The sequence below is a fragment of the Methylobacterium sp. Gmos1 genome, from assembly GCF_053764715.1.
In genome coordinates this window covers 118494-140149 of the sequence record NZ_JBSNCC010000005.1, presented here as the reverse complement: position 1 = coordinate 140149, position 21656 = coordinate 118494, and the positions used below count along the sequence as shown (strand labels likewise).

Sequence of the window (21656 nt, the reverse complement as noted above, 5' to 3'; positions counted from 1 at the left end):
TTCTGTTCTGTGACCAGCCACGGTTTTCCCGCGCGCCGGGGGCGGCACGGGTCAATGGAGCCGGTGCGTCTGTGTGTTCAGTCTCGCGCCTGGTCTTGCCAGGCGGGGCATGCATTCGACCGTGGTCATGCCGCGCACAATCGGATGACCCGATTTTGCGGCGAATGCCAGCGCAAAGAGGCTGAAAATGCTCCCGATGCGACGAAGGTCTGAGACGCACGCCGGGATGAAAAGCCGGGGCCCGCTCGTGGGCCCCGGCACGACACTCACTTGATCCGGTTCTGCCGGTTCTCGATCAGGTCGTCGACGACGGCGGGCTCGGCCAGCGTCGAGGTGTCGCCGAGCGAGGAGAACTCGTCCTCGGCGATCTTGCGCAGGATGCGGCGCATGATCTTGCCCGAGCGGGTCTTCGGCAGGCCGGGGGCGAACTGGATCAGGTCGGGCGAGGCGATCGGCCCGATATCCTTGCGCACCCAGGCGACCAGCTCCTTGCGCAGGGCGTCCGAGGGCTCCTCGCCGTTCATCAGCGTCACGTAGGCGTAGATGCCCTGGCCCTTGATGTCGTGGGGATAGCCCACCACCGCGGCCTCGGAGACCTTCGGGTGGGCCACCAGCGAGGATTCGACCTCCGCCGTGCCCATCCGGTGGCCCGAGACGTTGATGACGTCGTCGACCCGGCCGGTGATCCAGTAATAGCCGTCGGCGTCGCGCCGGCAGCCGTCGCCCGAGAAGTAGCGGCCCGGGAAGGTCGAGAAGTAGGTCTGCACGAAGCGCTCGTGGTCGCCCCACACGGTGCGCATCTGGCCCGGCCAGGAATCGTCGATGCAGAGATTGCCCTCGCAGGCGCCCTCCTGCACGACGTTGTCGCCATCGACCACCACCGGCTTGACGCCGAAGAACGGCCGCGTCGCCGAGCCGGGCTTGAGCGGCGTGGCGCCGGGAAGGGGCGTGATGAGGATGCCGCCGGTCTCGGTCTGCCACCAGGTGTCGACGATCGGGCAGCGCTCGTCGCCGACGACCCGGTAGTACCATTCCCAGGCCTCCGGGTTGATCGGCTCGCCGACCGAACCGAGCACCCGCAGGGTCTGGCGCGAAGTCTTCTTCACCGGCGCCTCGCCGGCGCCCATCAGCGAGCGGATCGCGGTCGGGGCGGTGTAGAAGATGTTGACCTTGTGCTTGTCGACGACGTCCCAGAACCGCGAGATCGACGGGTAGGTCGGGATGCCCTCGAACATCAGGGTGGTGGCGCCGTTCGCCAGCGGTCCGTACAGGATGTAGGAGTGGCCGGTGACCCAGCCGACATCGGCGGTGCACCAGTAGATGTCGCCCTCGTGATAGTCGAAGACGTACTGGTGCGTCATCGAGGCGTAGACGAGGTAGCCGCCGGTGGTGTGGACCACGCCCTTCGGCTGGCCGGTCGAGCCCGAGGTGTAGAGCAGGAACAGCGGGTGCTCGGCCTCGACATGCGTCACCGGGCACTCGTCGGTGACCTGGGCGGCGGCCGCGTCGTAGTAGACGTCGCGGACGGGATCCATCTCGACGGCGCCGCCGGTGCGGCGCACCACGATGACGTGGTCGACGCTGTCGGCCGGCAGGCGCTGGATCGCCGCGTCGACGTTCGCCTTCAGCGGCACCTTGCGGCCGCCGCGCAGGCCTTCGTCGGCGGTGATGACGAGCTTCGACTCGCAGCCTTGGATGCGGCCGGCGAGCGAATCGGGCGAGAAGCCGCCGAACACCACCGAGTGGATCGCGCCGAGCCGGGCGCAGGCCAGCATCGCGTAAGCCGCCTCCGGGATCATCGGCAGGTAGATCGTCACCCGGTCGCCCTTGGAGACGCCGCGGTTGCGCAGGACGTTGGCCATCCGGCACACCTCCGCATGCAACTCGCGGTAGGTGATGTAGCGCGATTCCGAGGGGTCGTCGCCCTCCCAGATGATCGCGGTCTGGTCGCCGCGGGTCTCGAGGTGGCGGTCGATGCAGTTATGGGCGGCGTTGGTGACGCCGTCGGAGAACCACTTGATCGAGACGTCGCCGGGGCCGAACGTCGTCTCCTTCACCTTGGCGTAGGGCGTGAACCAGTCGATCCGCTTGCCGTGCTCGCGCCAGAATCCTTCCGGATCGCGGATCGAGGCCTCGTACCAGGCCTGATACTTGGCCTCGTCGATATGCGCCCGCGCGCGGGCATCCTGGCTGACCTCGACGACCCGCTGGCTCATGGCGCTCTCCCTGTTGCCGTCTCTGTTCCTGGCCCGTTCGGGCTTTCGCGGGGCGGAAGCGGCCGGGCCGGTTGCGGCCGGTTTAGGCGTCGGCTCGCGGCGCCTGCAACCGATCATTCCGTCTAATGCAGACCGGATTAATGCGCCCGGTCGGCCGTGTCGGCTACTCGGTGCAGCCGTCGCAGATCCCGGTATCGATCTTGCGCTGGATCTCGCGGTCGCGCTGCTGGAGTTCCGGTGTCAGGCCGGCATCGGGGCCGAGCGCCGCGCCCGGCGGCTTCGTCTGGCCGACGCCGGTGGTGTCGCGGGTGGCGGGACCGAGCGAGCCGGTGATCCCGGGATCCCGCACCGGCGGCTCACCCTGCTGCGCGAGGAGCGGGGCCGGGGCGAGGGCCGCCGCCAGGAGGATGGCGAGACAGGGCGTGCGACGCATGGGGACCTCCTTCCAGGGTGTGGGCTTGCCGACCTGATCGATGCCTCGGTCCGTCTCTCGCGACAACGTGCGGCGAAGGCTCAGGTTTCCGGATCTGCTTGATGGTCCGACAGTGCCGGCGTCCCTCCATCGTCATCCCGGGACCGCGCAGCGGAACCCCGGATCTATCACCGCCGACGATCCAGGATGAGGCGGGGTGAGCCCCCTTCATCCTCCAGCGTCAGCGATGATGGATCCCGGGTTTTCGTCTTCGACGAGCCCCGGGATGACGGGGCGGGAGGTCGACGTGAGCGCAGGATCGACTTGCCGCGCCGACCGATCCGACCGTTCGTCAGTACGGCACGCGGTCGGCCTTGGCCTCGTAGCGCTCCCACACCTCGATCGCCTCGGCGCGCATGATCTGGCGGATCGGGATCTTGCGCTGGTCGGCCGGCTTGCGGATCTCCTCGTAGATCATGCTGTCGTCGAAGTTGCCGTGGCGGAGCGCATCCTCGTTGGTCGAAGCGTAGAAGATCCGAGAGATGCCGGCCCAGTAGGCGGCGGCCATGCACATCGGGCACGGCTCGGCCGAGGTATAGAGGGTGCTGCCTGGCAGCTTGAAGTTGCCCTCCTTCTTGCAGGCATCGCGGATCGCCGCCATCTCGGCGTGCCAGGTCGGGTCGTTCTCGGCGACGACCCGGTTGGCACCCTCGCCGATGATCGCACCGTCGCGCACGATCACCGCGCCGAACACGCCGCCGGCGCTCTCGACGAGGGCAGTCTGCTCCGACAGCGCGATCGCGCGCGCCATGAAGGTCTCGTCGTCGGTCATCGTGGCTCCTCGTCGCTTGACCTTGCGGCTGCCCGAGGAGCATGGCGCCGTCGGGCGGAAAGGCAAGCGGGGAGCCGCGGCCTCGCAACCCGCTTCCTCTCCCGTCCACGACCTCATTACGATGTCGTGGATAGGAGAGGAGGTGTCCCCTCAATACGTCCAGCGCTGCGCCTTCGCGACCAGAAAGTCCCGGAACGCCTGGACGCGGGCCACCGTCCGCATCTCCTCGGCGTAGACGAGGTAGCTCTCGAGGTTCGGCATCTCGTAGTCGCGCAGGACCTGCACCAGCTGCTCGTTCCCGTCCGCGACGTAGTCCGGCAGGATGCCGATGCCGGCGCCGGTCTCGACCGCGAGCTGGAGCGCCGAGATGTTGTTGACCGTGAAGTGGATCGTGCGATGCTCGCGCCCCTCGCGGCCGACGGTGGCGAGCCAGTGGGTCGCCATCAGGTAGGAGGGTTGGTCGCCGCCGAACGAGACCAGGCGGTGCTTGTCGAGGTCGTCGATGGTCTTCGGCTCGCCGAAGCGCTTCACGTATTCGAGCGAGGCGAAGACGTGGTAGTGCACGGTGAACAGCCGGCGCTGGATCAGGTCCGGCTGGGCCGGGCGGCGCAGGCGAATCGCCACGTCGGCCTCGCGCATCGCGAGGTCGAGTTCCTCGTTGGTGAGGATCAGCTCGACGCGCACGTCCGGGTGCAGGTCGAGGAACTCGGCCACCCGCTGCGACAGCCAGGCAGTGCCCAGCCCCACCGTCGTCGTCACCTTGAGGTCGCCGGACGGGCGCTCGCTCGTCTCGACGAGGCGCGCCCGGGTGGTCTCGAGCCGCATCTTCATGTCCCGGGCGGCCCGGAACAAGAGGTCGCCCTGCTCGGTCAGGATCAGCCCGCGGGCGTGGCGGTGGAACAGCGGCGCCTTCAGCTCGCGCTCCAGGGCGCTGATCTGGCGGCTGACGGCGGACTGGCTGAGCCCGATGTCGTCGCCCGCCTTGGTGAAGCTGCCGGCTTCGGCGACGTTGAGGAAAATCCGGATCTTGTCCCAGTCCACGGCCGTCAAACCCCTCGCCAGAGCCCCGGCCGGCCAGGAGGACCGGTGAGTTCAGAGCGAACGCCAAAGGCCGGGGCCGGGGCTCATCCCCGGCCCCGGTACAACTCGCCTACTCGGCCGCGGCCTGGCGCGGCTGTTCGCCGATCGCCAGGTTGGCCAGGTACTTCTCCGCCTCGAGGGCGGCCATGCAGCCCATCCCGGCGGCGGTGATCGCCTGCCGGTAGACGTCGTCCGTGACGTCGCCCGCCGCGAACACGCCGGGAATCGCCGTCATGGCGGTGCCGGGCGTCACCTCCAGGTAGCCGCCGGCCCGGAAGGGCAGCTGCCCCTCGAACACGCCGGTCGCCGGCTGGTGGCCGATCGCCACGAACACGCCGTCGGCCTTGCGCTCGCTGATCTTAGCCGTGACCGTGTCGCGCAGGCGGACATGGGTGACCGAGGGCGCCGGCTTGTCGCGGCCGCAGATCTCCTCGACGGCGCTGTTCCACACCACCTCGACGTTCGGGTGCTTGAACAGGCGCTCCTGGAGGATGCGCTCGGCCCGGAACGTGTCGCGCCGGTGCACGACCGTGACCTTGGAGGCGAGGTTGGCCAGATACAGCGCCTCCTCGACCGCGGTGTTGCCGCCGCCGACGACCACCACTTCCTTGCCCCGGAAGAAGAACCCGTCGCAGGTGGCGCAGGCCGAGACGCCGAAGCCCTGGAACTTCGCCTCGGAGGGCAGGCCGAGCCACTTGGCTTGCGCGCCGGTGGCGATGATGAGCGCGTCGCAGGTGAACACCGCGCCCGAATCCGCTTCGAGCCGGAACGGCCGCTGCGCGAGATCGACCTTGGCGATGTATTCCGAGACGATCCGCGTGCCGACATGCTCGGCCTGCAGGCGCATCTGCTCCATCAGCCACGGGCCCTGGATCGCGTCGGCGAAGCCCGGGTAGTTCTCGACGTCGGTGGTGATCATCAGCTGGCCGCCGGGCTGGAAGCCCGAGATCAGCAGCGGCTCGACCATGGCGCGGGCGGCGTAGATCGCGGCGGTGTACCCGGCGGGGCCGGAACCGACGATCACGAGCTTCTCGTGCTGGGGAGCCTGCTTGGTGGTGGACATACGGATCTCCGGGGCTGCCGCCGGACGGGCTCTAGCGAGCCTGACGGCGGGCGAGCGCGTCGCGATGCCCGATATAGGCATTCGCCACAGCCTGCGCGATCGCGAGTGTCATGTCTAAGGGCTTGGACGGCAACGACTCAACCCGTCCGTCGAAGGCATGCACAGTTCCGTGCCGTTTCAGGGCCTCGAACAGCGCGCGGTGGCGGGCGTAGACGTTCTGCGGCTCGAACAGCAGCACCGGAACGCCGGCCGCGCAGGCCTCCGTCACCATGTTGGCCGAATCGGCCGTCGCCACGATCGTGTCGGCGAGCGCCAGCATGGCGAGGTAGGGGTTCTCCCCGCTGCCGTCCCAGAAGAAGCCGCCGCGGCGCCGGACCAGTTCCGCCAGGGCGTCCCGCAGGGGTGCGGGCGTGCGCCGGGAGGCGGTGACCATCAGGCTCGCCTCGCCGGCCAGCCGCTCCAGCCCCGCGAGGAGGGCGCGCGCATCGACCTCCGGGAAGCGCCCGTGCCGGCTGTCGCCGCCGACCAGCACCGCGGCGCGCGGCGGGGCCAAGCCGGCGAGCCGCGGATCGGGATCGCGTCGCGCCGCCGCGAGGCGGGCGGGGGAGACCGGGTGCGGGCCGGTCTCGGTCACGATCACGGTGGCGCCGCGTAAGGAATCGTGGGCCGGCACCCAGATCAGGTCCGCCGCCCGCGGGCCGATGCGCGGATCGCGCAGGAACACCGTGAAGGTTTTCTGGCCTGAGCGACGCTTGATCGCCCGGAGAGCCGGCACCGCCCGGCGCCCGGTCGCGATGGCGAGGTCCGGCCATGGCGGATGGAGCGCCCGCTCCCGCGGGTCGGCCGGGCCGCGGGGTGCGAGCCAGGAGAAGGGCGGGCGCGGTGCGACCACGCGCTCGTCGGCCGCCACCCCCAGGGCCTCGGCGAGGCCGCGGCAGGGCGCGAGGTCGCCGGCCTTGCCGTCGGTGATGAGCCACGCCGTCGTGCCGGCGGGCAGGAGGGGGGAGGGGGAGGCCACGGACCCGCGATTGCGATCACGGGGCAAGGTCTGTCAAGCGCAAGGTCCTTCGCAAGGTCCTTCGATTGTATCTGCCGCCGCGCGATTGCGCCCCGCTCCGCCGATGCTCTACGAGAGCCGCCATGATTCCCGTCGTTCGCTTCGCTCCCTCGCCCACCGGCTTCCTCCACATCGGCAATGCCCGGCCGGCCCTGTTCAACGCCCTGTTCGCCCGGCGGGCGGGTGGGCAGTTCTGGCTGCGCCTCGACGACACCGACACGGCGCGCTCGACGCCCGAATTCGCCGCGGCGATCGGGGAGGACCTGGCCTGGCTCGGCATCGTCCCGCACGGGACGTTTCGCCAGTCGGAGCGCCTGGCGATCTACGACGCGGCCGCCGAGCGCCTGAAAAGCACGGGTCGCCTCTACCCGGCCTACGAGACCGCCGAGGAACTGGAGCGCCGCCGCCGGCGCCAGCTCGGCCGCGGCCTGCCGCCGGTCTACGACCGCGCCGCCCTGAAGCTCACGCCCGAGGAAAAGGCCGCCTTCGAGGCCGAGGGGCGCCGGCCGCACTGGCGCTTCCGCCTCGACCCCGGCACCGTGACCTGGGACGACCTTGTGCGCGGGCCCTGCCACGTCGAGGCCGACAGCCTGTCCGACCCGGTGCTGATCCGCGAGGACGGCAGCTACCTCTACACCCTGCCCTCGGTGGTCGACGACGCCGAGACCGGCGTGACCCACGTGATCCGCGGCGAGGACCACGTCACGAATACGGCGGTCCAGATCCAGATCTTCTCGGCGCTCGGCGCGCCGGTGCCGGTCTTCGCCCACCACAACCTCCTCACCACGGCGAGCGGCGAGGGGCTGTCGAAGCGCCTCGGCCACCTTTCCCTGCGGGGCCTGCGCGAGGCCGGCTACGAGCCGATGGCCGTCGCGGCGCTGGCGGTGCTCACCGGCTCGGCCGAGGCGGTGCGGCCGGTGGCCGATCTCGACGAGCTGGCCGCGCTCGTCGACCTCGCCCACGTCTCGCGGGCGCCGGCGAAGTTCGACGAGCACGAGCTCGACGGCCTCAACGCCCGCGTCGTCCACGGCCTGCCCTACGCGGCGGTGGCCGGGCGGCTGGCGGCGATCGGCGTCGCGCCGGGGAAGGCCGAGGCGTTCTGGGAGGTGGTGCGGGCGAATCTGACCCGGGTGAAGGATGCCGCCGAGTGGTGGCGGGTGATCGAGGGCCCGGTGACGCCGGTGGCCGGCGAGACGCCCGACCTTCTCGGCGTCGCCCGCGAGGCGCTGCCGCCCGAGCCGTGGGATGCCGGCACCTGGAAGCGGGTGACCGAGGCGGTGCGCACCGCCACCGGCCTCAAGGGCAAGGCGCTGTTCCTGCCCTTGCGCCTCGCGCTCACCGGCCTCGACCACGGCCCCGACCTCGCCGGCCTGCTGCCGCTGATCGGGCGGGAGCGGGCGCTGGCGCGGCTGCGGGGGGAGACGGCCTGACGCCGGCTCCCCGGTCGTATCCTCTCAGCGCGCCTCGGGCGTCTTGTCGGGGCGTCCGGCCAGCGCGACGTAGAAGCCGAGGCCGTCCTGCGACGGCAGGGTCTGGAGCCGCTCGACCCAGCCCCGTCGCTTGGCGTCGAGGAGCTGGCGGCCGACCGGCTGAAACAGGGTCTCGCCGCCGCCGGGCGTCGGCCCGTCGAGGCGCACTGCCACGGTCTTGCCCTTGGCGAAGCGGCTGCGCTCCAGCATGTCGGCGAGCGAGGCCTCGGCCTGCGGCCGGGCCGCGCCGCGCAGGTCGAGCACCGATTCGGCGTCGGTCACCCCGAGGGTGCCGCGCAGCTTGTTGGCGTAGAATTCGTCGAAATGGGGCAAGGGCGGCTCGGGAATCAGAGGGGGATGCCGTGATAGAGGGCGGCGACCGGGACCTCGCCGCCGAGATCGGGGAGCGGAATCGCGTCGTCGCGACCGAGGACGCGCAGGGACCAGTCCGGTCCGTTCCCACGCGACCAGACTTCCACCCGGGCCTCGTCCTGATCGACGATCAGGTAGGCGCGCAGGGTCTGGAAGCTCCGGTAGAACTCGGCCTTGCGACCGCGGTCTATGGCCAGGGTTGGGGAGGACAGTACCTCGGCGATGACGATCGGGTCGTGGGCATGACCGCCGGGGAGAAGCGGGCCGCAGCGCACGACCACGTCGGCGATCGGCGCGACATCGTCGATCTCATCGTTGAGGAGCCCGAACCCGGGCAGCGATCGTCCGCCGCACGCCTTCGCGAGCGGGTACAGCGCCATGGCGAGGTTCGTCACGATGAGCTGGTGGCGCTCGAACCGGGGTGCGGCCAGCACCGCCTCGCCGTCGAGAAGCTCCCAGCGCTCCTCGTCCGGACGGTCGCGGATCATCTCGAGGAATTCGGCGACCCGCATCCGCGGGGCGCGCCTGAGCGCGAGCGACATGACGGCTCCCTGTCACCGACCCCGATCGTAGCACCGGGCGGGGACGGGCGACAGCCTTGCCGCGCTGCGGCACCGCACCCGGGCGAGGGGCGCGATGCCGCGTCGGAAGCGTTTTACGCCCCGTGCACCAGCACGTTGCGGAACTGCCAGGGATCGCTCTCGTCGATGTCCTGCGGGAACAGGCCGGGGCGGCCCGAGAGCGGGGTCCAGTCGGTGTAGACCCCGATCACCGGGCCGAGATACGGCGTCTGCACCTCGAGGCAGCGACGGAAGTCGATCTCGTCGGCCTCGACGATGCCGGCCTCGGGGTTCTCGATCGCCCAGACCATGCCGGCGAGCACGGCGGAGGTCACCTGGAGGCCGGTGGCGTTCTGGTAGGGGGCGATGCGGCGCGTCTCCTCGATGGAGAGCTGCGAGCCGTACCAGTAGGCGTTCTTGCCGTGGCCGTAGAGCAGCACGCCGAGCTCGTCGATGCCGTCGACGATCTCGTTCTCGTCGAGGATGTGGTGCTTCTCCTGCACCTTGCCGGCCTGGCCCCACATCTCGTGCAGCGACAGCACCGCCTCGTTGCAGGGGTGGTAGGCGTAGTGGCAGGTCGGCCGGTAGACCGCCTTACCCTCCTGGCGCACCGTGTAGTAGTCGGCGATCGAGATCGCCTCGTTGTGCGTGACGAGGAAGCCGAACTGCGCCTGCGCGGTCGGGGTCCAGGAGCGCACGCGGGTGTCGGCGCCGGGCTGGAGCAGGTAGATCGCCGGCGCGTCGTTCGGGAGGGTGCGGCCGTTCTCCGGCATCCAGGTCTCGTGGGTGCCCCAGCCGAGCTCGGCCGGCTGGTTTCCTTCCGAGACGAAGCCCTCGACCGACCAGGTGTTGACGAAGACGCCCTGCGGCTTCTCGGACTTGGCGCGCTGGGTGTCGCGCTCGGCGATGTGGATGCCCTTGACGCCGGTCTCGCGCATCAGCGCGGCCCACTCCTCGCGGGTCTTCGGCTCGGGCGTCTGGAGGCCGAGGTCGCCCGCGACGTTGAGGAGCGCCTGCTTGACGAACCACGACACCATGCCGGGATTGGCGCCGCAGCACGACACCGCGGTCGGACCGCCGGGCTTGCGGCGGCGGGCGTCGAGGATCTGCTCGCGCAAGGCGTAGTTCGTGCGGTCGGCGGGACCTGCATTCTTGTCGAAGTAGAAGCCCGGCCACGGCTCGGCGACGGTGTCGATGTAGAGCGCGCCGATCTCGCGGCACAGCTCCATGATGTCCCGCGACGAGGTATCGACCGAGAGGTTGACGCAGAAGCCCTGGCCGCCCCCTTCGGTGAGGAGCGGGGTCAGCACCTCGCGATAATTGTCCTTCGTCAGCGCGACCTGCTCGAAGCGCAGGCCGTGCTTGTCTGCGAGCGCCTTGTGAGCGTCCGACGGCTCCACCACCGTGAACCGGGCCTTGTCGTAGGTGAAATGGCGCTCGATCAGGGGCAGGGTGCCCCGGCCGATCGAGCCGAAGCCGATCATCACGATGGGGCCGCTGATGCGGCCGTGGACGGGCCAGTCGGTCATGGCGCTCGAGGTCTCCGGACTTGTGGTTGGCTAGGGTGCCCCGCCTGACGGGGAGAAGTTCCCCGGGCCGGTCGGCTCGCCTAGCAGGCCAGCATGACGCGCGGGCGACGGGGCACGCGACCGGGTGATTGACGCGTCGGGCCCGCGGGGTCAACCCCGGTCAACCCGTTGGCCCCAAACACCGAAGCGTGACCACCCGGTTAACCGCAGCACGAAACGCGGCATGACGGATTCGCATGGCGCCGCTGCACCCGCGACGCTTGTGTGCGGCGCGGCAGCCTCCATATTGCATTGCAACAAGAACACCGGAAACGCCCGCGCGCAATCTCACAGGAGATCCCCATGCTCGCGGTCATCACTCACTCCCTGCTCACCCCGGTCGAGGAGCGCTCCGACTTGGAGCCCGGCATCCTCACCCTCGTCAGCCGCATCGTCCGCGCGGTCCACGCCGCCAACCAGCGCCGCCAGGAGCAGCACATCGGCGAGTTCGTCGAGACCCGCGGCGGCCGCATCACCGACGATCTCGAGCGCCAGATCGGCCAGTACTTCTGCTGATCGCTCCGCCCCGGTCATCCGGGGCGACGCACTCGTTCATTCCAAGCAGGCGCCAGGGGCGAGGCAAACGCCCCTTCCGGCGCCTTCTTGGTGTTTGGGGGATCATTCCACCCGCGCCCTCATCCTGAGGTGCTGCGCAGCAGCCTCGGAGGCCCTAGGGGGTCTCAGCGACGGCTGGAGCCCTCCTTCGAGGCTCACTCCGTTCGCACCTCGGGACGAGGGGGGGGTGGTCGGGGGAAAGGATCGTCGCTCGCGTTGCCGGTCTGCGAGCGACGAATATTACGCGACCCGTCCCAGGATCACCTCCCGCCCCGCCGCCGCGTCCGACCCGACCCGGTAGGCCGCGACGATCTCGGCTTGCGCCCGCGCGGCCTCCGCCTCGTTGCGGGCATGCACCAACGCCAAGGGCCTGTCCGGCCCGACCTCGGCCCCGACCGGCGCGAGGTCGGTGAGGCCGACGGCGTGGTCGATCGTGTCGTCCGGGCGCGTGCGGCCGCCGCCGAGCCCGATCACCGCGACGCCGACCGCCCGGGTGGCGATGGCGGCGACCCGGCCTCCCTGGGGCGGGACGACCGGGCGGATCACCGGCGCGGCCGGCAGGTGGCGCTCTGGATGCGCGACGAGGTCGGACGGTCCGCCGAGCGCCGCCACCATGCGCGAGAATGTCTCGGCGGCCCGGCCCGAGGCCAGCGCCTCCTCCAGGCGCGCCGTGGCCGCTTCCGTGTCCGGGCTCAAGCCTCCCAGAACCAGCATCTCGGCGCCGAGCGCCAGGGTGACGGCGTGGAAGCGCGGCTCGCGCCGGCGGCCGGTGAGGTAGTCGATGGCATACGTCACCTCGACGGCGTTGCCGGCGGCCGAGGCGAGCGGCTGGTCCATGTCGGTGAGGAGGGCGCGGGTCGGCAGGCCGGCGTCGTTCGCCACCGTGACCAGGCTCTCGGCGAGGCCGTGGGCCTCCTCGGTGCTCGCCATGAAGGCACCCGAGCCCGCCTTCACGTCCATGACGAGGCCCTGGAGCCCGGCGGCGAGCTTCTTCGACAGGATCGAGGCGGTGATGAGGTCGAGGGATTCGACCGTGCCGGTGACGTCGCGGATGGCGTAGAGCCGCTTGTCGGCGGGGGCGAGGTCAGGGGTCTGGCCGATCACCGCGCAGCCGACCTCGCGGGTGACGCACCGGAAGAGATCGACACCGGGCTGGGAGACGTAGCCCGGGATGCTGTCGAACTTGTCGAGGGTGCCGCCGGTATGCCCGAGGCCGCGGCCCGAGATCATCGGCACGTAGCCGCCGCAGGCCGCGACCAGCGGGGCCAGCGGCAGGCTCACCGTGTCGCCGACGCCGCCGGTCGAATGCTTGTCGACGACCGGGCCGGGGAGGTCCCAGTCGAGCACCGTGCCCGAGCGCATCATCGCCCGGGTCAGCGCCACCCGCTCCGGCAGCGACAGGCCGCGGAAGAACACCGCCATCGCGAAGGCCGCCGCCTGCCCCTCGGTGACCGTGTTTCTGGTCAGGCCGAGGATGAAGGCCTCGATCGCCTCCGGCGGCAGCGCGTGGCCGTCGCGCTTGAGGCGGATCAGTTCCTGCGGCAGCAGCGTCATGGGTGCGTTCCGGGAAGAGAGATCAGAGGTCGGCTGAGAGCAGCGCGGTCACGAGCCGCCCGACATCCTCCGCGGCCTGCGCCGCCACCCGCTTGGTCTCGGCGTGATGGGGCGCGCCGGAGGAAAAGCCCGCGGCGTAGTTCGTCACGAGCGAGAGTGCCGCGACCCGAAGGCCGAAGAAGCGGGCGAGGATCACCTCCGGCACCGTCGACATGCCGACGAGGTCGGCGCCGAGCGCCTTCGCCATGCGGATTTCCGCCGGGGTCTCGAAGCTCGGCCCCGAGAACCAGGCGTAGACCCCCTCGTGCAGGGGCACGCCGCTCGCCGCCGCCGCAGCCTTCAGCGCCGCCTGCAAGCCGGAGTCGTAGGCGTCGACCATCGGCACGAAGCGGGCGTCGGAGGGCTCGCCGTAGAGCGGGTTCATCCCCGACAGGTTGACGTGATCGGTGACGAGCGCGAGGCGGCCGGGGCCGGCCTCGGGCAGGAGCGAGCCGGCGGCGTTGGTGAGGAGGAGCGGCGGGGCGCTCAAGCCCGCCACCACGCCGACCGGCACGCGCATCGCGGCGGCGTCGCCGTGCTCGTAGGGGTGGGCGCGGCCCTGGAACAGCAGCACCCGCCGTCCGCCGAGGCGCCCCGCCACCAGCCGCCCGGCATGGCCCGAGACGCCCGAGGCCGGAAAATGCGGGATCTCGCCGTAGGGGATCGCGACCGAATCCTCGACCTTGTCGGCGAGCGGCCCGAGCCCGGTGCCGGTGACGAGGGCGAGCGCGAACGCTCCATCGAAGCCGCGCGCCCGCAGGAACGCGGCGGCCTCGGCGACGCGCGGATCGTCGGGCGGGCCGCTCACGTGAGGTTGTCCGGCCCGAACGAGGCGGGCAGCAAGTCGTCCAGGGTGAAGGTCTGTCGCAGTCCTTGCGGCCCGGCGACGTGGATCGGGGTGTCGGGTGCAGCGAATTCGCGGATGCGCTGGCGGCAGGCGCCGCAGGGGGTGACCAGCGCCTCGCCGTCGCCGAGCACCAGGATCGCGGCGATGCGCCGTCCGCCATTCGCCACCATCGCGGCGATGGCGCCGGCCTCGGCGCAGGTGCCGACCGGATAGGCGGCGTTCTCGACGTTGCAGCCGGCATGCACCGCCCCCGCCTCGTCGAGAATCGCCGCGCCGACGCGGAAGCGAGAATAGGGCGCGTGGGCCCGCGCCTGGACCGCGCGGGCAGCGGAGAGCAGCGTCTCGGTCGGATCCATCCTCGTCCCGGTGGCCGTTGCGGAAGCCCCCGGATCATGGCCGGCCGGAGGCCCGCCGTCGAGCCCGTCGACAAGCCGGCCCGCGCGCCCTACACCCGCATCGTTGTCCCGTAAGGAAGGGAATGTTTCGATGCTCGGACGGTTCGAGCGCGGCGGGTCCGGCGAGGCCGTCGTGGAGTATGGCGACAGCAACCTGCGGGTGGTGCGGCCCGGCCGGTTCGTGCGCTGCGCGGTGACCGCGGTCGAGATCCCCCTCGACGCCCTGCGCTACTGGAGCGTCGAGCGCCAGGAGGCCTATGCCGATCCCGACGCCGTGATGGTGCGCCTGCGCGAGGCCTCAAAGACCGCCTAGCAGAGCGCTGAGGGCTTCGGGCTCGTCGAGTGCCAGCACGACCGGCAGCGTCGTCACCGCCAGCGCGGGGGGCAGCCGCACCCGGTCCTTCTCGGTCGTCGCGAGCACGAGGCCTCGGGCGCCGGCCTCCGCCGCGAGGGACGCGGCCTCCGCCTCCGTGAAGGCGTGATGATCCGGAAAGGCGCGGGTCTCGCGGAGGTCGGCCCCGATCTCGCGCAGGGTCGCGAAGAACTTGTCCGGCCGCCCGATCCCCGCGAAAGCCAGGACGGGGCGACCGCGCAACCGCTCCGCCGCCGTCGGATCCGGCACGAGCCGGCCGCGCAGGGCCGGCAGCCCGCGCTCCCTCGCCTGCGCCAGCACCCGTGCGCCGGGCGCGCCCTCGCCGATCACCAGGGCGGCGTGGATCCGGGGCCACTGCGCGCCCGCCGGCGCCCGCAAGGGGCCTGCCGGAAACACCCGCCCGTTGCCGAGGCCGACCCCACCGTCGAACACCGCGATCGACAAGGTCTTGGCGAGGCTCGGGTTCTGCAACCCGTCATCCATCACGATGATGTCGGCGCCGGCCTCGTGGCAGGCCCACGCCCCCGCCACCCGGTCGCGGGCGACGATCGCCGGGGCGGTGCGGGCGAGCAGCAGCGGCTCGTCGCCGACCTCTGCCGCGCCGTGGCGTGCGGGATCGACCCGCACCGGCCCAGGGCTGCGCCCGCCATAGCCACGGCTCAGGAAAACCGGACGCCGCCCGAGATCGCTCAGCAGTCCCGCGACCGCGAGCGCCGTCGGCGTCTTGCCGGCGCCGCCGAGGGTGAAGTTGCCGATGCAGACCACCGGGCAGGGCGCCTGCGCGCCGTCCCGCGCCATCCGGCGGGCGGCGAGCGCCCCGTAGACGAGGCCGGCGGGCGCGAGCAGCCGGGCGGCCGGCGTCGGCGCCTCCCGCCACCAGAAGCCCGGCGCCTGGATCACGAGGCGAACCGCCCGGCGATCTTGAGCTGGCAGATGAAGGGCTCGATCGCCGCCATCGCCCGGTCGGTGGCGCCGCCGGCGCTCTCGATCGCCGCGGCGCCGGCCTGCGCCATCGCCCCGCGGGCGGCGGGATCGGCGAGGAGCTGGCCGACCGCCGCGGTCAGCTCCTGCCCGTCGCGCACGATCCGGGCGCCGCCGGCGCGTTCCAGCGCGCCGTAGACCTGGGCGAAGTTGCGCACGTGCGGCCCGGACAGGATCGCGGCGCCGAGGCGGGCCGGCTCGATCGGGTTCTGCCCGCCGTGGCGCGCGAGCGAGCCGCCGACGAAGACGAGCGGGCACAGCCGGTAGAACAGGCCGAGCTCGCCCACCGTGTCGGCGACGTAGAGATCGACCTTGTCGTGCGGCTGCCCGCCGGTCGCGCGGCGCCCGACCCGGAGCCCCGCCGAGACCGCGTCGGCGGCAACCCCCGGGCCGCGCTCGGGATGGCGCGGCACCACGATGGTGAGGAGGTCGGGATAGCGCCGCACCAGCGCCCGGTGGGCGGCCGTCGCGGCGGCCTCCTCGCCCGGATGGGTCGAGGCGGCGAGCCAGACCGGGCGGCCGGCGACGACGTCCGCTAACTGGCGCAGCTGCTCGGGATCCGCCGGCGGGGGACCCGCGTCGAATTTCAGGTTGCCGCCGGCCTCGACCCGGGGGGCGCCGAGCCGCGCGAAGCGCTCGGCCTCCTCCTGGCTCTGGGCGAGGCAGAGCGCGATGCGTGACAGGATGGCGCGCGCCACCGCCGGCGTGCGGGCCCAGCCGCGGGCCGAGCGCTCGGACATCCGCCCGTTGACCAGGATCAGCGGCACCTCGCGCTCGTGCAGGGCCAGGATGGTGTTGGGCCACAGTTCCGATTCGGCGACGAGCGCCAGGTCCGGCCGCCAATGGTCGAGGAAGCGGGAAAGGTAGCGCGGCGCGTCGAGGGGGGCGAACTGGTGCAGGGCGCCGCGCGGCAGCCGCCGCGCCAGCAGTTCCGCCGAGGTGCGGGTGCCGGAGGTGACGAGCACCGAGAAGCCGCGCCGGGTCAGGCGCTCGACGAGGCCCAGCAGCGACAGGGCCTCGCCGATGCTGGCGCCGTGGGCCCAGACGAGGGGACCTGCCGGCCGCGGCCTGCCCGGCCGCCCGGTGCGCTCGGGCAGGCGTAACGGATCCTCCTTGCCGCGCCGGCGGCGCCAGGCGAGGAGCCCCGCGAGCGCCGGCTCGCCGGCGATCAGGCCGTAATGGTAGGCGCGCAGCAGCGCCGGCACATCCTCCCGCCTCATCGGGCGGCGGCCCGTTTTCCGGTGAGCACCGGGTCGACCCGGCCGACCTGCGCGAAGGCGCGGGCATGCACCGCGTTGAGGTCGGCTTCGATGCGCAGCCGCGCCGCCTCGATTCCCGCAGGGTCGAGGTCGCGGGGGACCGTGATCGGCTCGCCGAAGGCCATCACGCCGCGGCCGAAGGGCAGGCCGAGGCTCGCCCGGTCCCAGCTGTCGAACTGCAAATACCGGCTGGTGACGACCGCGGTCGGCACCACCGGGCGGCCCGACAGGCGCGCCAGCATCACGATGCCCTCGCCGCAGCGCCGCGACACCTTCGGCACGTCGGCGCTGAACGCCACCGTCTCGCCGTCCTCCAGCGCCTTGAGGCAGCCGCGCAGGGCCGACACGCCGCCCTTGGCCCACATCTCGCTCGCCCGCCGCGCGCCCGAGCCGCGGATCACCCGCACGCCCATCCGCTCCAGCACGGCGGTATTCACCCCGCCATCGATCGAGCGCGACACCATCGTGGCGGCCCGGTCCTCGGGCCGGCGCACGAACGGCACCATCAGGTGCTGGCCGTGCCACATCGCGATGATGAACGGCCGCAGGGGCGACAGCCAGTCGTAGGCGCCGGGCGGATCGAGGCTGAAGCGGTTCGTGCCGCGCACCAGCTTCAGGTAGCTCGCGCCGAGGAAGCCGAGGCTCTCCTGGGCCGCCCGGCTGCGGGCGATGCGGGTGACGACGCTCATTCGGCCACTTCGAGGAGGGGGCGCTTTGCTCGAGGGACCCGGCGAATCCGGCCCGGCGCGGCCCCCGCGAATCCGGGCGCCGTCATGCTCCGTTCGGGCCCGCGAGGCAACCGCCGGGAGGTTGCAGGGGGGTGACGCTGCGTGCGGGACCGCACCCTGCCCATCCCGACGACAACTTGTTTGGAATGGCTCCAATCTATAGATTGGAGCCATTCCAAAAAGGAGCACCGGCATGAAGGCCCTGACCGATCTCACCGAGCGCGAGGTTCTGGCCCTCGCCATCGCCAGCGAGGAGGAGGATTCCCGCATCTATCGCAGCTTCGCCGAGAGCCTGCGGGCCGACCTGCCGGGCTCGGCCGGGCTGTTCGAGGCAATGGCCGACGAGGAGCGGGGCCATCGCGACGACCTCTACGCGGCGTATCGCGAGCGGTTCGGCGAGCATCTGCCGCCGCTGCGGCGCGAGGATGTGCGCGGCTTCTCCCGCCGCCGGCCGTTCTGGTGGCAGGGGCTCGATGCCGGCCGGATGCGGCGCGAGGCCGAGGCGATGGAGGCGCAGGCTGCGGGCTTCTACGAGCGGGCGGCGGATCTGAGCCGGGACCTCGGGGTGCGCCAGCTCTTCACCCGGCTCGCCGAGATCGAGCGCGGCCACGGCCGCCGGGCCGAGGCGCTGGCCGCCGAGCAGGAGAGCGGGGACGCCGCCGCCGAGGAGGCCCGGGCCGCCCACCGCTTGTTCGTGCTGCGCTACGTGCAGCCGGGCCTCGCCGGGTTGATAGACGGCTCGGTCTCGACGCTGGCACCGCTCTTCGCCGCCGCCTTCGCCACCCACAACAACTGGCAGACCTTCCTCGTCGGCCTCGCCGCCTCGATCGGTGCGGGCATCAGCATGGGCTTCACGGAGGCCCTGTCCGACGACGGCAGCATCACCGGGCGCGGCTCGCCGTGGCTGCGCGGCCTCGTCTGCGGGATCATGACGGCGGTGGGGGGCCTCGGCCACACGCTGCCCTACCTGGTGCCGGATTCCTGGGCGAACGCCTTCGCCATCGCGACCGTGCTCGCCGCGCTGGTCGTGGCGGTGGAACTGCTCGCCATCTCGGCGATCCGCACCCGCTACATGGAGACGCCGTTCTGGCGCGCCGCCCTCCAGGTGGTGCTCGGCGGCGTGCTGGTGCTGCTCGCCGGCGTCGCGATCGGCAGCGCCTGACGCGGCCCTCGTGCGGCACCGTGCGCGGGGGGCGGCCCGGAAAGCCGCTCCCGCCACCTTGAAAATGGTCTAGAAACGGCCCGAAGGCGCTGAAGAATCGCCCCCAAGGAACCGCCCCGAGGAACCGCCGTGCAGACCAGCTTCACCCCCGCGCAGCTCGCCGACCCGGCCATGGCGGCCTCGGAGAAGATCCTGCGCACCTGCGTGCATTGCGGCTTCTGCACCGCCACCTGCCCGACCTACCTGCTGCTCGGCGACGAGCTCGATTCGCCGCGCGGGCGCATCTACCTGATCAAGGACATGCTGGAGGGGGGCAAGCCCGCGAGCCCCGAGGTGGTCAAGCACGTCGACCGCTGCCTGTCGTGCCTGTCCTGCATGACCACCTGCCCGTCGGGGGTGCACTACATGCACCTCGTCGACCACGCCCGCGCCCATATCGAGAAGACCTACGCGCGCCCGGTCGAGGACCGGTTCTTACGCGCCGTGCTGGCGCGCGTGCTGCCCTACCCGAACCGCTTCCGCCTGGCGCTGCTCGGCGCCACCCTCGGCCGGCCGTTCCGAGGGATCGCCGCGAGGATGCCGAAGGTCGGCAATCGGCTGGCCGCGATGCTCGACCTCGCCCCCGCCGCGCTGCCGAACCGCTCGGCGCAGGACAAGCCCGGCCGCTTCCCGCCCGCCGGCCCGCGCCGGGGCCGGGTGGCGCTTTTGCGCGGCTGCGCCCAGAGCGTGCTGCGGCCTGACTTCAACGAGGCGGCGATCCGTCTGCTCAACCGCCACGGCGTCGAGGTGGTGCAGGCCAAGGGGGAGGGCTGCTGCGGCGCGCTCACCCACCACATGGGCCACGAGCACTCCTCGCACGCGCTCGCCAAGCGCACCATCGACGCCTGGATCGCCGAGATGGACGGCGAGGGGCTGGACGCCATCGTGGTCACGGCCTCCGGCTGCGGCACCACGATCAAGGATTACGGCTTCATGTTCCGCGACGACCCAGCCTATGCGGACAAGGCCGCGCGCGTTGCAGGCATCGCCCGCGACGTCACCGAATACGTCACGAGCCTCGGCCTGTCCGAGCCCGTGGTCGAGACCGACCTCGTCGTCGCCTACCACTCCGCCTGCTCGATGCAGCACGGGCAGGGCCTGCGCACCGAGCCGAAGGCGCTGCTGGCGCGGGCCGGCTTCACCGTGAAGGACGTGCCCGAGGGCCACATCTGCTGCGGCTCGGCCGGCACCTACAACATCCTCCAGCCGGAACTCGCCGCGCACCTGCGCGCCCGCAAGGTCGCCAACATCGAGCGGGTCCGGCCCGACGTGATCGCCACCGGCAATATCGGCTGCGCGACGCAGATCGGGAAGGGCACCGCCATCCCGATCGTCCACACGGTGGAACTGCTCGACTGGGCCACCGGCGGGCCGCGGCCGGCGGCCCTGGAGGGGGTGGCGGACCGCAAGCCGGCGATGGCGGCGGCGGAATAGGTCCGGGGTCGTCGACCGAAAGAAGCGCAGGTTTCCCCCTCTCCCCGCGGGCGGGGAGAGGGCTGTTCCTCCGTTCAGGAGGAACAGCAAGCCCGCAGGGCGAGGGCGAGGGGGTGTCGCCGGATGGGCTCCTCCGGAAGCACCCCCTCACCCTCGCTCCGGCTGCGCCTCCGCTCGCCGTGTTCCCTGGACGGGAACACGGCCCTCTCCCCGCCCGCGGGGAGAGGGGAACCCTGCGCCTCGTCCGGTTACGGGTTGGCCCCGCGGCATCCATCCGCACCTCACGCCGCCGGCGCCGCCTTCTCCCCCGCCGCCGCCCGGCAATCCGCCACCGTCGCCCGCGCGGTCTCGATCGCGATCGACACCGCCGCCATCGTGCGCGAATCGAGTTCGCGCCGGCGGATGTCGCGCACGACCTCGATGGCGAGCTTGTCGATCTCGACCGACAGGGCCGCGATGGCGTCCGGGTCGCGTAAGGAGCGCGCCTGGTCGGTGATCTCGAGCAGGCGGTCGGTCACCTCGTCGATCCGCTCGCGGCGCAGGCTCGCCAGGCGCTGGCGCAGCCAGGCCACCGCCGAGGCGAGGCCGCCGGCGAGCGCCGCCAGCAGGTAGAGCGTGTCGCCGTAGCGCTCGACGAAGCCGTGCTGCTCGCGCTCGAAGTAGTCGATCGCGCCGGGATGGATCGGGATGCGGGCGCTCGTCGCCGCCACCGTGGTCTCGTAGGCCGGAGCCTGGATGTACTCCGCCGCGTCGGTCCGCTCGGCGGCGGCGGTGCGCAGCTCGAACAGGTGCTGGGTCACGTCCGCCGCGATGGCGCGGCTGAGCGAGGTGCGGGCCATCAGCCGGTAGGAGGCGCCGACCGTCTTCACGTCCTCCGCCGGCAGCTTCGGCCGGCCGCCGAACAGGCCGGCCGGCACCGTGACCGCCTGGAGGCGGGGGAAGCGCTCGATCACCGCGTCGCTGTCGGGCACGTCGACGAGCTCGACCTTGCCGCTGCGGCCGATCCCCCGCACCGATTCGACGAGCTGGCGCGCCTTCGGGGCCGAGGCCGCGATGATGCTCACGAACGCGTCGATCCGCTTGTCGCGGATCGCGGCCGCCGCGTCCGTCCCGTCGATGGCGACGAGGCGGACCGTGGTGCCGGAGACCGCCGTGGATGGCGGCGTCGCCTCCGGCCCTTCGAGCGTCAGGCCGTAATAGGCGAGGATGTTCTTCAACAGCCAGAAATCGGCGCTGCGATGGGCCGCGATGCCGAGGCGCCGCCCCGCGAGCTTCGGAAAGCTCGTGACGCCCGACCCGTCCGGCGAGACGATCAGCATCGCCTGGTCGCGCAGGATCGCGAGCGTCAGCCCGTTCTTCGGCAGGAGCACGTCCGGCCGCACCACCGCGAGGTCGGCCCGGCCGTCCTGGAGCGCCGCCGCGCTCTCGCGCACGTCTTCGAAGGACAGGATCTTGAGCCGGATGTTGGCTTTGTCCTCCTTCAGCGCGTCGGCATAGGCCTTGATGAGGGCCGGCTCGGTCCCGTCCCGGGGGGCGACCGCGATGGTGAGCGTGGTCGCCTGGCTAAAGTACAAGGCGGCGCCGATCGCCGCCGCCAGGGCGACGACGATCAGGGCCGCGAAGGTCTCGCGGCGCAGGACCCAGGCCGGGAGGGTGGGCAT

21 protein-coding genes are annotated in these 21656 nt (G+C 71.9%); 5 read left to right on the top strand and 16 right to left on the bottom strand.

The window, feature by feature from the left end; all coding sequences use genetic code 11:
• Positions 1-266: 266 nt before the first annotated feature.
• The 6 genes from acs to ACS5PV_RS12525 form a co-directional block, all read right to left on the bottom strand.
• Entirely contained in the window at positions 267-2216 is a 1950-nt protein-coding gene (gene acs / locus ACS5PV_RS12550) for an acetate--CoA ligase (RefSeq protein ID WP_455395658.1), read from the bottom strand.
• 163 nt (positions 2217-2379) lie between these two features.
• Complete coding sequence (locus ACS5PV_RS12545) at positions 2380-2649, bottom strand: hypothetical protein (RefSeq protein WP_455395657.1); 270 nt, start codon at positions 2647-2649, stop codon at positions 2380-2382.
• A gap of 331 nt (positions 2650-2980) precedes the next feature.
• Positions 2981-3460 carry a nucleoside deaminase gene (locus ACS5PV_RS12540; RefSeq protein ID WP_455395656.1) on the bottom strand — a complete coding sequence of 160 codons (480 nt, stop codon included), beginning with the start codon at positions 3458-3460 and terminating at the stop codon, positions 2981-2983.
• A gap of 150 nt (positions 3461-3610) precedes the next feature.
• Positions 3611-4501, bottom strand: coding sequence for a LysR family transcriptional regulator (locus tag ACS5PV_RS12535; protein WP_048449273.1), 891 nt, complete (start codon positions 4499-4501; stop codon positions 3611-3613).
• 109 nt (positions 4502-4610) lie between these two features.
• Complete coding sequence (gene trxB, locus ACS5PV_RS12530) at positions 4611-5603, bottom strand: thioredoxin-disulfide reductase (protein ID WP_455395655.1); 993 nt, start codon at positions 5601-5603, stop codon at positions 4611-4613.
• 31 nt (positions 5604-5634) lie between these two features.
• Positions 5635-6621: a mitochondrial fission ELM1 family protein gene (locus ACS5PV_RS12525; RefSeq protein ID WP_455395654.1), complete on the bottom strand. Its 987-nt coding sequence runs from the start codon at positions 6619-6621 to the stop codon at positions 5635-5637.
• A gap of 122 nt (positions 6622-6743) precedes the next feature.
• On the opposite strand from ACS5PV_RS12525, the gene gltX reads away from it, so the two are divergent.
• Positions 6744-8090 carry a glutamate--tRNA ligase gene (gene gltX / locus ACS5PV_RS12520; RefSeq protein ID WP_455395653.1) on the top strand — a complete coding sequence of 449 codons (1347 nt, stop codon included), beginning with the start codon at positions 6744-6746 and terminating at the stop codon, positions 8088-8090.
• A gap of 24 nt (positions 8091-8114) precedes the next feature.
• Here gltX and ACS5PV_RS12515 read toward each other — a convergent pair whose 3' ends face one another.
• The 3 genes from ACS5PV_RS12515 to ACS5PV_RS12505 form a co-directional block, all read right to left on the bottom strand.
• On the bottom strand, positions 8115-8462 hold the full coding sequence (locus ACS5PV_RS12515) for a hypothetical protein (protein WP_455395652.1): 348 nt from the start codon (positions 8460-8462) through the stop codon (positions 8115-8117).
• 14 nt (positions 8463-8476) lie between these two features.
• The gene (locus tag ACS5PV_RS12510; RefSeq protein ID WP_455395651.1) at positions 8477-9043 is read right to left on the bottom strand and encodes a Uma2 family endonuclease; all 567 of its coding nucleotides are present in this window, start codon (positions 9041-9043) and stop codon (positions 8477-8479) included.
• Between the two features lie 113 nt (positions 9044-9156).
• Entirely contained in the window at positions 9157-10590 is a 1434-nt protein-coding gene (locus tag ACS5PV_RS12505; protein WP_455395650.1) for a homospermidine synthase, read from the bottom strand.
• A 342-nt stretch (positions 10591-10932) separates the two neighbouring features.
• Here ACS5PV_RS12505 and ACS5PV_RS12500 point away from each other — a divergent pair, with 342 nt between their 5' ends.
• Complete coding sequence (locus ACS5PV_RS12500; protein WP_455395649.1) at positions 10933-11145, top strand: hypothetical protein; 213 nt, start codon at positions 10933-10935, stop codon at positions 11143-11145.
• Positions 11146-11424: 279 nt separating this feature from the next.
• Here the strand turns inward: ACS5PV_RS12500 and deoA are convergent, their stop codons facing one another.
• Genes deoA through ACS5PV_RS12485 form a run of 3 tightly spaced genes read right to left on the bottom strand, consistent with a single transcriptional unit; the run spans position 11425 to position 13980 of the window.
• Positions 11425-12738, bottom strand: a complete 1314-nt coding sequence (gene deoA, locus ACS5PV_RS12495) for a thymidine phosphorylase (protein ID WP_455395648.1) — start codon at positions 12736-12738, stop codon at positions 11425-11427.
• Between the two features lie 22 nt (positions 12739-12760).
• Complete coding sequence (locus ACS5PV_RS12490; RefSeq protein WP_455395647.1) at positions 12761-13585, bottom strand: purine-nucleoside phosphorylase; 825 nt, start codon at positions 13583-13585, stop codon at positions 12761-12763.
• Entirely contained in the window at positions 13582-13980 is a 399-nt protein-coding gene (locus ACS5PV_RS12485; protein WP_455395646.1) for a cytidine deaminase, read from the bottom strand. The genes ACS5PV_RS12490 and ACS5PV_RS12485 overlap by 4 nt, the downstream gene beginning before the upstream one ends.
• 130 nt (positions 13981-14110) lie before the next feature.
• Here ACS5PV_RS12485 and ACS5PV_RS12480 point away from each other — a divergent pair, with 130 nt between their 5' ends.
• Complete coding sequence (locus ACS5PV_RS12480; RefSeq protein ID WP_455395645.1) at positions 14111-14332, top strand: DUF2093 domain-containing protein; 222 nt, start codon at positions 14111-14113, stop codon at positions 14330-14332.
• Here ACS5PV_RS12480 and lpxK read toward each other — a convergent pair.
• The 3 genes from lpxK to ACS5PV_RS12465 are packed head-to-tail and all read right to left on the bottom strand — an operon-like array spanning position 14318 to position 17321.
• Entirely contained in the window at positions 14318-15289 is a 972-nt protein-coding gene (lpxK, locus tag ACS5PV_RS12475) for a tetraacyldisaccharide 4'-kinase (RefSeq protein WP_455395885.1), read from the bottom strand. The genes ACS5PV_RS12480 and lpxK overlap by 15 nt on opposite strands.
• A complete protein-coding gene (locus ACS5PV_RS12470) occupies positions 15289-16593 on the bottom strand; it encodes a 3-deoxy-D-manno-octulosonic acid transferase (protein ID WP_455395644.1) in 1305 nt (434 codons plus the stop codon). Before ACS5PV_RS12470 ends, lpxK begins: the two co-directional genes overlap by 1 nt.
• Positions 16590-17321, bottom strand: coding sequence for a lysophospholipid acyltransferase family protein (locus tag ACS5PV_RS12465; RefSeq protein WP_455395643.1), 732 nt, complete (start codon positions 17319-17321; stop codon positions 16590-16592). The genes ACS5PV_RS12470 and ACS5PV_RS12465 overlap by 4 nt, the downstream gene beginning before the upstream one ends.
• Before the next feature lie 232 nt (positions 17322-17553).
• On the opposite strand from ACS5PV_RS12465, the gene mbfA reads away from it, so the two are divergent.
• Positions 17554-18522 (top strand): iron exporter MbfA, encoded by a 969-nt coding sequence (mbfA, locus tag ACS5PV_RS12460; protein WP_455395642.1) that lies wholly within the window; start codon positions 17554-17556, stop codon positions 18520-18522.
• 129 nt (positions 18523-18651) lie between these two features.
• Entirely contained in the window at positions 18652-19995 is a 1344-nt protein-coding gene (glcF, locus tag ACS5PV_RS12455) for a glycolate oxidase subunit GlcF (RefSeq protein WP_455395641.1), read from the top strand.
• Between the two features lie 281 nt (positions 19996-20276).
• Here glcF and ACS5PV_RS12450 read toward each other — a convergent pair whose 3' ends face one another.
• Complete coding sequence (locus tag ACS5PV_RS12450; protein ID WP_455395640.1) at positions 20277-21656, bottom strand: TAXI family TRAP transporter solute-binding subunit; 1380 nt, start codon at positions 21654-21656, stop codon at positions 20277-20279.

Coding starts and splice junctions, on each gene's coding strand:
- mbfA (WP_455395642.1), top strand. CDS start 17,554: ATGAAGGCCCTGACCGATCTCACCGAGCGCGAGGTTCTGGCCCTCGCC.
- trxB (WP_455395655.1), bottom strand. CDS start 5,603: ATGTCCACCACCAAGCAGGCTCCCCAGCACGAGAAGCTCGTGATCGTC.
- ACS5PV_RS12510 (WP_455395651.1), bottom strand. CDS start 9,043: ATGTCGCTCGCGCTCAGGCGCGCCCCGCGGATGCGGGTCGCCGAATTC.
- ACS5PV_RS12505 (WP_455395650.1), bottom strand. CDS start 10,590: ATGACCGACTGGCCCGTCCACGGCCGCATCAGCGGCCCCATCGTGATG.
- deoA (WP_455395648.1), bottom strand. CDS start 12,738: ATGACGCTGCTGCCGCAGGAACTGATCCGCCTCAAGCGCGACGGCCAC.
- ACS5PV_RS12545 (WP_455395657.1), bottom strand. CDS start 2,649: ATGCGTCGCACGCCCTGTCTCGCCATCCTCCTGGCGGCGGCCCTCGCC.
- ACS5PV_RS12540 (WP_455395656.1), bottom strand. CDS start 3,460: ATGACCGACGACGAGACCTTCATGGCGCGCGCGATCGCGCTGTCGGAG.
- ACS5PV_RS12470 (WP_455395644.1), bottom strand. CDS start 16,593: ATGAGGCGGGAGGATGTGCCGGCGCTGCTGCGCGCCTACCATTACGGC.
- ACS5PV_RS12480 (WP_455395645.1), top strand. CDS start 14,111: ATGCTCGGACGGTTCGAGCGCGGCGGGTCCGGCGAGGCCGTCGTGGAG.
- ACS5PV_RS12485 (WP_455395646.1), bottom strand. CDS start 13,980: ATGGATCCGACCGAGACGCTGCTCTCCGCTGCCCGCGCGGTCCAGGCG.
- gltX (WP_455395653.1), top strand. CDS start 6,744: ATGATTCCCGTCGTTCGCTTCGCTCCCTCGCCCACCGGCTTCCTCCAC.
- acs (WP_455395658.1), bottom strand. CDS start 2,216: ATGAGCCAGCGGGTCGTCGAGGTCAGCCAGGATGCCCGCGCGCGGGCG.
- ACS5PV_RS12450 (WP_455395640.1), bottom strand. CDS start 21,656: ATGCCCACCCTCCCGGCCTGGGTCCTGCGCCGCGAGACCTTCGCGGCC.
- ACS5PV_RS12465 (WP_455395643.1), bottom strand. CDS start 17,321: ATGAGCGTCGTCACCCGCATCGCCCGCAGCCGGGCGGCCCAGGAGAGC.
- ACS5PV_RS12500 (WP_455395649.1), top strand. CDS start 10,933: ATGCTCGCGGTCATCACTCACTCCCTGCTCACCCCGGTCGAGGAGCGC.